7 protein-coding genes and 2 pseudogenes are annotated in these 6,552 nt (G+C 67.8%); 6 read left to right on the top strand and 3 right to left on the bottom strand.

The genetic code is table 11. The features are described 5' to 3' along the window. Positions 1 to 374: pseudogene (locus tag ABT001_RS35505) on the bottom strand (hypothetical protein); the annotation flags it as partial. Between the two features lie 400 nt (positions 375 to 774). On the opposite strand from ABT001_RS35505, the gene ABT001_RS35500 reads away from it, so the two are divergent. After that, the gene (locus ABT001_RS35500) at positions 775 to 1,320 is read left to right on the top strand and encodes a hypothetical protein (RefSeq protein WP_351285782.1); all 546 of its coding nucleotides are present in this window, start codon (positions 775 to 777) and stop codon (positions 1,318 to 1,320) included. Here the strand turns inward: ABT001_RS35500 and ABT001_RS35495 are convergent. Both ABT001_RS35495 and ABT001_RS35490 read right to left on the bottom strand, forming a co-directional pair. After that, positions 1,277 to 1,642: a transposase gene (locus ABT001_RS35495; RefSeq protein WP_351285781.1), complete on the bottom strand. Its 366-nt coding sequence runs from the start codon at positions 1,640 to 1,642 to the stop codon at positions 1,277 to 1,279. The genes ABT001_RS35500 and ABT001_RS35495 overlap by 44 nt on opposite strands. Next, entirely contained in the window at positions 1,642 to 2,067 is a 426-nt protein-coding gene (locus ABT001_RS35490; RefSeq protein WP_351285779.1) for a transposase, read from the bottom strand. The genes ABT001_RS35495 and ABT001_RS35490 overlap by 1 nt, the downstream gene beginning before the upstream one ends. Before the next feature lie 311 nt (positions 2,068 to 2,378). Between ABT001_RS35490 and ABT001_RS35485 the strand changes: the two genes are divergently transcribed. The 5 genes and pseudogenes from ABT001_RS35485 to ABT001_RS35465 form a co-directional block, all read left to right on the top strand. After that, the gene (locus ABT001_RS35485) at positions 2,379 to 3,182 is read left to right on the top strand and encodes a hypothetical protein (RefSeq protein WP_351285777.1); all 804 of its coding nucleotides are present in this window, start codon (positions 2,379 to 2,381) and stop codon (positions 3,180 to 3,182) included. Between the two features lie 422 nt (positions 3,183 to 3,604). Beyond that, entirely contained in the window at positions 3,605 to 4,030 is a 426-nt protein-coding gene (locus ABT001_RS35480; RefSeq protein WP_351285775.1) for a peptidoglycan-binding protein, read from the top strand. A gap of 177 nt (positions 4,031 to 4,207) precedes the next feature. Continuing rightward, positions 4,208 to 4,657, top strand: a complete 450-nt coding sequence (locus ABT001_RS35475; protein ID WP_351285773.1) for a peptidoglycan-binding domain-containing protein — start codon at positions 4,208 to 4,210, stop codon at positions 4,655 to 4,657. Positions 4,658 to 4,949: 292 nt separating this feature from the next. Beyond that, positions 4,950 to 5,762 (top strand): transposase family protein, encoded by an 813-nt coding sequence (locus ABT001_RS35470; protein WP_351285771.1) that lies wholly within the window; start codon positions 4,950 to 4,952, stop codon positions 5,760 to 5,762. Positions 5,763 to 6,171: 409 nt separating this feature from the next. After that, positions 6,172 to 6,402 (top strand): annotated as a pseudogene (locus tag ABT001_RS35465) (transposase); the annotation flags it as partial. Between the last annotated feature and the right edge of the window lie 150 nt (positions 6,403 to 6,552).

Here is a 6,552-nt window from a genome sequence, read left to right as displayed (position 1 = left end):
CGCCAGGAGCCGCCGGTGAGCTTGCAGCCGGCCGCGACCTCGGGGGCGTTCACGGCCTCGGAGAGGATGACCTCTCGGCGGGTGTCGCAGCCGTCGGTGGCGTTCAGACCGCGGTTCCAGTGCTTGTAGAGGGTTCGCTGGTAGCCCTGTCGGTGCTCCTCGGCGACCGGAAGCCGGTCGATCGCCTTGAACAGCCCCAGTGACTGCAGGGCACCCGGGGCTCCGCCGGGAGGCTGCGCCGGGGCGTAGGAAGTGAAGGGGCGTTCGCCTACGGGCAGGGGGGTGGTGAGGGTGCCTGCGGAGGCGGGCGAGGCAAGCAAGGGCAGGGCGGCGAGGGCGAGCGCGGGCAGGCCGCGTCGCAGCAGGGAGATCATCACGAGACGTGGTGTAGCGGTCGCCCCCTGTCAGGCGGCGGAGCGGCGACGCTACGTCACCCGATCGCGGCACCGGTTCACCCGAGAAAACGGAACACGCGAACACTCGTTGCGCTATGTTCCCCCTTCCCTCGGCCAGCCACGAGCCCGTTCTGCTGATCGTTGGACGTGCCACTGCGTTCGTGACCTCTCGCAGCGAAGGTTGCGCCTTCTCACCGAAGTCGCAACTTCCCGGCGCGTGGGCGCGGTCGAGACACCTCGTGATGAGTGCTCCAACGAAGCGCGGTAAGTGGCTGTTGTCTTTCCGGGCTTGAGGACTGTGTTTCCGCTGTTCAGGCGTGGAGTCGGTGGTTCCGGGGAGTGGTGGCGTGTCGTGTCGTCACTCTGGTGGAGGTCGGGGATGCCGTCGGTCGTGGGGCTGCTGGAGGAGCGTGAGCTGACCGCTCGCCGTCGTGTGGACGCGCTGCGGGAGGAGGCGGACCGTATCCAGGCCGAGCTGGTCGCGGCCGAGCGGGAGTGGAACGAGTGGGTCATCGCCCGTTCACGCGTCGGCCAGGTGCTGTCCCCGGGCGAGGGAGACACCGCCGGCCCGAACGCCGCCGAGGAGCCGTCGGATGGCGGTGGACCGCCCGCTCTTCCTGCGTCTTCTCAGGCGGCGAAGCCGAAGTCGGCGGTGCCGATGTGGCGTGCGGGTCTGGCCTGGTCGGCACTGTCGGCGGACTACCAGCGCATCCTGCGGGTTCTCGCGGACCGGGGCCGGCTCAGTCAAGGCCCGTTGACGTGCCAGGAGATGGCCGGCCGCTTCGGCCTTGACCCGGTGCCCGCGAAGATCGAGGCGTTGCGGTCGAAGGCGAAGCGGCTGACGGCGCGCGGGTGGTTGGCCGAGCCGGCGCCGGGCCGGTTCACGCTCGCGAAGGCCGTGGCCGGGACAGGCGGCGGGTCATGAGCATCGTCACCGACCAGTAGACCATCGCCTCCGCGCTGCTGGTGGACCGCTCGAAGTCACGCACGAGGCGGCGGCTTCGCATCAGGTGGGCGAAGAATCGCTCCACGATCCACCGCTTGGGCAGCACGATGAAGCCGCGCATGTCGTCACTGCGCTTGACGATGGCCAGGACCAGGGCGAGGACGGCCAGGCAGTGCTCGATGAGACTGCCGGTGTAGCCGCCGTCGGCCCAGACCAGCGCCAGCCGGTGGTGCTCGTCCGCGACCTGGGCGAGCAGAAGCTGCCCGGCGGTGCGGTCGCCGACATACGCGGCGGTGACCATCACCCCAGCAGCAGGCCGAGGGTGTCGACCACGGCGTGCCGTTTGCGGCCGTTGATCAGCTTGCCGCCGTCGAAGCCGCGGCTGTCCCGACCGACGACGGCGTCCGCCTTGACGGACTGGGAATCGATCACGCCCGCGCTCGGCTCCGGGTCCCGCCCGGCCTGCTCGCGGACCTTGCGGCGGAGCCGGTCGTGGAACTCCTTGACCAGACCGTGGTCGCGCCAGCGGCGGAAGAAGGCGTAGACCCGGTCCCACGGCGGGAAGTCGGCTGGCATGGCCCGCCACTTCGTTCCGTTGTCGACGATGTAGCGGACCGCGTCCAACATCGTGCGGTGGCAGTACGCCTCCGGCTGTCCGCCCCGCCCGCGCATCCAGCCCGGCACCGGCAGCAGCGGCCTCACCACCGCCCACTCCGCATCGGACATGTCGGTGGGGTAGCGGCGCTCGCGTAACCCGTTGTCACCAGCGTTTCCGAACTGGTGAGCCAGGCAATCACACGAGTGGGTGACCGCGCTGGACTCCGCAGCCGCAACTGCGAAAAGTGCGGCAACAGGGACTCCTGGAAAACTCGCTGGCGTAGACACCCTCCGAGCTACCACGAGGCCCTGCTTCCATGCCCGGCACCGACCGCGATCACCCGATCGAGACTCCCGCTCGACGAGAGATCCCGGCCACCCGGCCGCGCGGACACGAAATTGTGGGGCACCGCCGAGCTGCCCAGGGCTAGGTTGGCGCGGTGCATCCGATCCGTTTTGAGGCTTCTACGACAGACGGCTTCCATCTCTTCCACTACCTCCCGGGCAATGACCTGGCGGTGACTCGGCACTGGCCTGGCCTTTGGCAGGAATGGCCTGACGAGGGGACGCCGTACACCGAGTGGGCGGTGAACAACAACAACATGGAGGAAGTCGCCGTCTATGTGGGCCTGGTGTGGCAGCTGACGGCCGGCCTGGACCGCTATGCGATCCCGACCTACTACTGCGACGACGCCGAGCGTTTCCTGAAGCAAGAGCCGATGCTGGTGAGCTGGGAGTACGAGGTCGACGCCGAAGCGCCAACCGTCACCACACGGGACAAGGGCTTCGTACCTGGTCGTACGGCAAAGCCCCTTCGTGCGGAGCCGGACAACGCCGGTCGTGCGGGCTTGTTCCGGTTGTCCACGCCTCGCGACCTGGTATCCGCGCTGCACGCGGTGATCTTCGACGCCTCGTCGGAGATCACAGTCTTCGCAGTCGCCCCCGGGCCATATCGTCTCCAGCGGCTCGTGAGCGCGTTGAGCGGCCCAACTCCCCCGGCTCTGGCCGATGTCCTGGAGGAGGAAGGGGTGTTCGCGGACCTGACGATCGGTTCGGATTTCGGCTACTACGACTCGATCACGGTGGCGTCGCGCGCCGATCTGCGGCACCGGGTCGATGACCTGGCTGCCGACTATGCGCGCAGGATCTCGGCATATGAACTGCGCTTGGGCGATCTCGCAAGTGTTCCGGACTTCCTCCGGGCAATGCCGGAGCTTGCCGGTGTGGTCTTGGACGTCCCCTGAGCCGTCGATCACCCGATCGAGACCCCGTTCGATCGGCAAGCCGCTTGATCGGTACGACAACAGCCACTAAGAACTCCGCAGCGCCTCCGGGCCCTTTCACCCTCTTCACCCATTGATGCGGACGGTTCCCGACATCCGGCCGGCGGGATTTCCTCTCGCCGTACACCGGCTTCGATGGCCCCACGTACAGCCCTCGTCTGATGTGGCGCCACCTTGCGACGGTGCACCCCTGACCAATTTTCCTGCACGGACGACAAAGTCCGGAGCTCGCGATGGCCCTACGGTTCATGGGTGAGGCCGATGTATGGGCGTCACACACTCACATCTCAGACCTTCCCTCAGCTGAGTGCAGGCCGTCCATCGCGATCACCACCGCCACGACAAGAGGAGATCTCATGCGACCGGGAATATTCACCAGGTCCTTGATCACAGCTTCCCTGACGCTCGGCCTCACGGCCACCGGCCTTGCCGGCGCGAGCTTTGCCGCCGAGCCGAGCGCCACAAGCGCCGGGACGTACGGGACCACCGCCGTGATCAACCTGGGGCTGAACACCAAGCAGGCCATGGGCATACAGGAGATGCTTGAGGCCTATGACATCAACGGCAGCATGGTCATTGACGGAGCTCTCGGCCCCGACAGTTGGACGGCCATGCAGCAGATGCTCAAGTGGTTCCACGGCTACAACGGCGCCCTCGACGGCATTCCGGGCCCGAAGACCATTGTCGCCCTGCAGGATTGGCTCAAGGAAGACTGGGGCTACAAAGGCTCGCTCGACGGGGTCGCTGGGGAGGGAACGAAGGCTGCCTTCGGCCGCGCGGGCAGCTACTACTACAACCTGTTCAACTGATCGCGGTCCGTCCGGGGGATGCACTCCGTTTCCAGGACGCATGCAGTTCGTGACGGCGCCGCAGCCGACGACTGCCTGACACATCGGCCATCGGCCCACCGGCTCACCAAGCCCTCCAGCCCGCACCGCGGCGACCTCGCTCCGCGATCACCCACCAACGCAGAAGGACGAACTCTCATGCGTCACAACTCCCTGGCGAAGGCCCTCGCCACCGCCGTCGCCGTCGCCGCCCTGACCACCGTGGGCGTCTCCGGTGCTGCATACGCGGCACCCGCACCGCCTGTTGCCGCTCCGCAGGCGGTGACCGCCGTAGTCAACCTCGGCCTGACCACCACCCAGGCCAAGCACCTGCAGTGCTTTCTCGACTATGGCTGGGAATACAACGGTGCGATCGACGGGCTGCTGGGCCCCAACAGCTGGAAAGCCATGCAGCGCTATCTCGCCGCCCAGAGCTACTCCGACTACAACGGTGACATCGACGGAATCGTCGGTCCTCAGACGGTGAAGGCGTTGCAGCGTGCTCTCGCGGTCGCCTGGGGCTACACCGGGCCGATCGACGGCCTGGCCGGGGCCGGGACCAAGGCCGCGTTCGCCCGGTTCGCGGAGACGGCGAAGGTCTACTGCTGACCCGGCCGCCCCACCGGAGCGCACGGCGTCCGTGGTTCCGGTGGGGCGATAACGTCCCGCACTGCCGGGCAGCCCGAGGACGACAGACCGGCATTCTGGCTTCGTCGATTGCTGAGGGGTTCTGGCACGAATCTTGGGGAACCATCGCGGAGCGTGACCTCTGTGTTCGATTGCGAGTGACTGACTCGTGCGAGACGGCGCACGCCTTGGCGCCTGAAGGCCCGAAGTGACGCTCCCTCAGGTGCACTCCGTTCGCTGCTCTGGCTGGCTGTGAACAGTGATGGTGCTGGGCATGCAGACCGATGCACCGTTCTGGGATTCGCTGGTGTTCGACGGGATCGACGAGGTCGAGGTCGAGGCGGTTACGGTCGCGTTCGGCACGGTCGAGGTGGTAGCAAGAGGCCGCATGGCGGGGGCGGCGTGTCCGTACTGCGGCCGCTTCGCGGACCGGGTCCACGACCGCAGGCTGAAGGACCGTCCGCTCGCTGAGCGGGGCTTTGTGATCCGGCTGACGGTCCGGCGATTCATCTGCGGGTCGGCGGACTGTCCGCGCCGAACGTTCGCCGAGCCGTTCTTCCGGCTGGCCGCGCCGTACGCGCGGTTCACCACGCGGCTGAACCGCGCCCTGGAGCGGGTGGGACTAGCCTTGGCGGGACGAGCCGGCGCTCGACTGCCGGCCCAGCTCGGCTTCGGTGCGGGACGGATGACCTTGTTACGCAGGGCCATGGCGTTGCCCGATCCGCGATTCAGTACTCCACGCGTGCTGGGCGTGGACGACTTTGCGATCCGTCGCGGCCAGACCTACTCCACCGTCTTGACCAGCGTCGAAGACCATCGCGTGGTCGATGTGCTCCCGACCCGTGAAGCCGGGCCGCTGGCAGCTTGGCTGGACTGCCATCCCGGCGTGGAGATCATCTGCCGGGACCGGGCGGGCGCCCACACCGAGGGCGCGGCACGGTGCACCCGGCGCTTTGCAGGTCGGCCTCGGCCGCGCCGTGGCGACCTGCGTCGCTGCCCACCGCGACTGTCTGCGCACGCCGGCACCCAGCGGCACGCTGACGGAGGCCACCCGACCGACTTCAGGGGGGTCGCAAGACGACGCTAAGCCCGTCGGCCGGCGGGCCGCCCGAAAGAAGGCCGCACACGCCCTGGTCCACGAGATGCTCGCCCAAGGGCGCTCGCGCCGGGCGATCGCCCGGCATCCGGGCTGGGGCCTCAACACCATCCTCCGGTACGAGAACGCCTCACGCTGGCAGGACACCACTCAGGGTGGCGGGGTGGTGGGTGAGCCAGCCGGTCACCTGCCGTACGGTCGCTGGCCGTGGCAGTGCGGCGGACGGGTCCCTGCGCAAGGTGGCAATGTGGGCTCGTACCATCCGTAGGTGACGGGAGCCTGCTCGGCGACCATTTCGCCATGGAGTTCAGTGACGCTGGTGCATCCCTCGGTGAATCGGCGCCCGAGGTAGGGCTTGTAGGGATCGAGTCTGCTGGGCCGGGGCCGGTTCTCGCGGACCGGCGCCATGCTCCCTGCCTGGATCGACGCAGTCGAAGCCAGCCGGCTGCCCGGGCTCACTGGCTTCGCGCTCCACCTGCGGCGAGACCTCGACGCCGTGATCGCGGGCCTCACCCTGAACTGGAGCTCGGGCAGCGTCGAGGGAGCCGTGAACCGCATCAAAAGGATCAAGAGGCAGCTCTACGGCCGAGCCGGCTTCCACCTGCTCCGGAAGATAATCCTGCTGCAGTAGCGCCTCGCAGTGGCTATTCGAGGTGCGACTCCCGATACCTTTCCTCAGGCTGTTCCCCCCAGTGAAAGCGGGCAGCCACGTCCGGCTGCGCGACTTGCAGGACAGGCAGAGGCGGCAGCGATGTCATGCTTTGGCATTGGGCATGCCGCT

Source organism: Streptomyces sp. NPDC002793, from assembly GCF_040295485.1.
Classification (GTDB): Bacteria; Actinomycetota; Actinomycetes; order Streptomycetales; family Streptomycetaceae; genus Streptomyces.
Note: the sequence above shows the minus strand (reverse complement) of the source record. Positions and strands in the feature narration are given on the sequence as shown.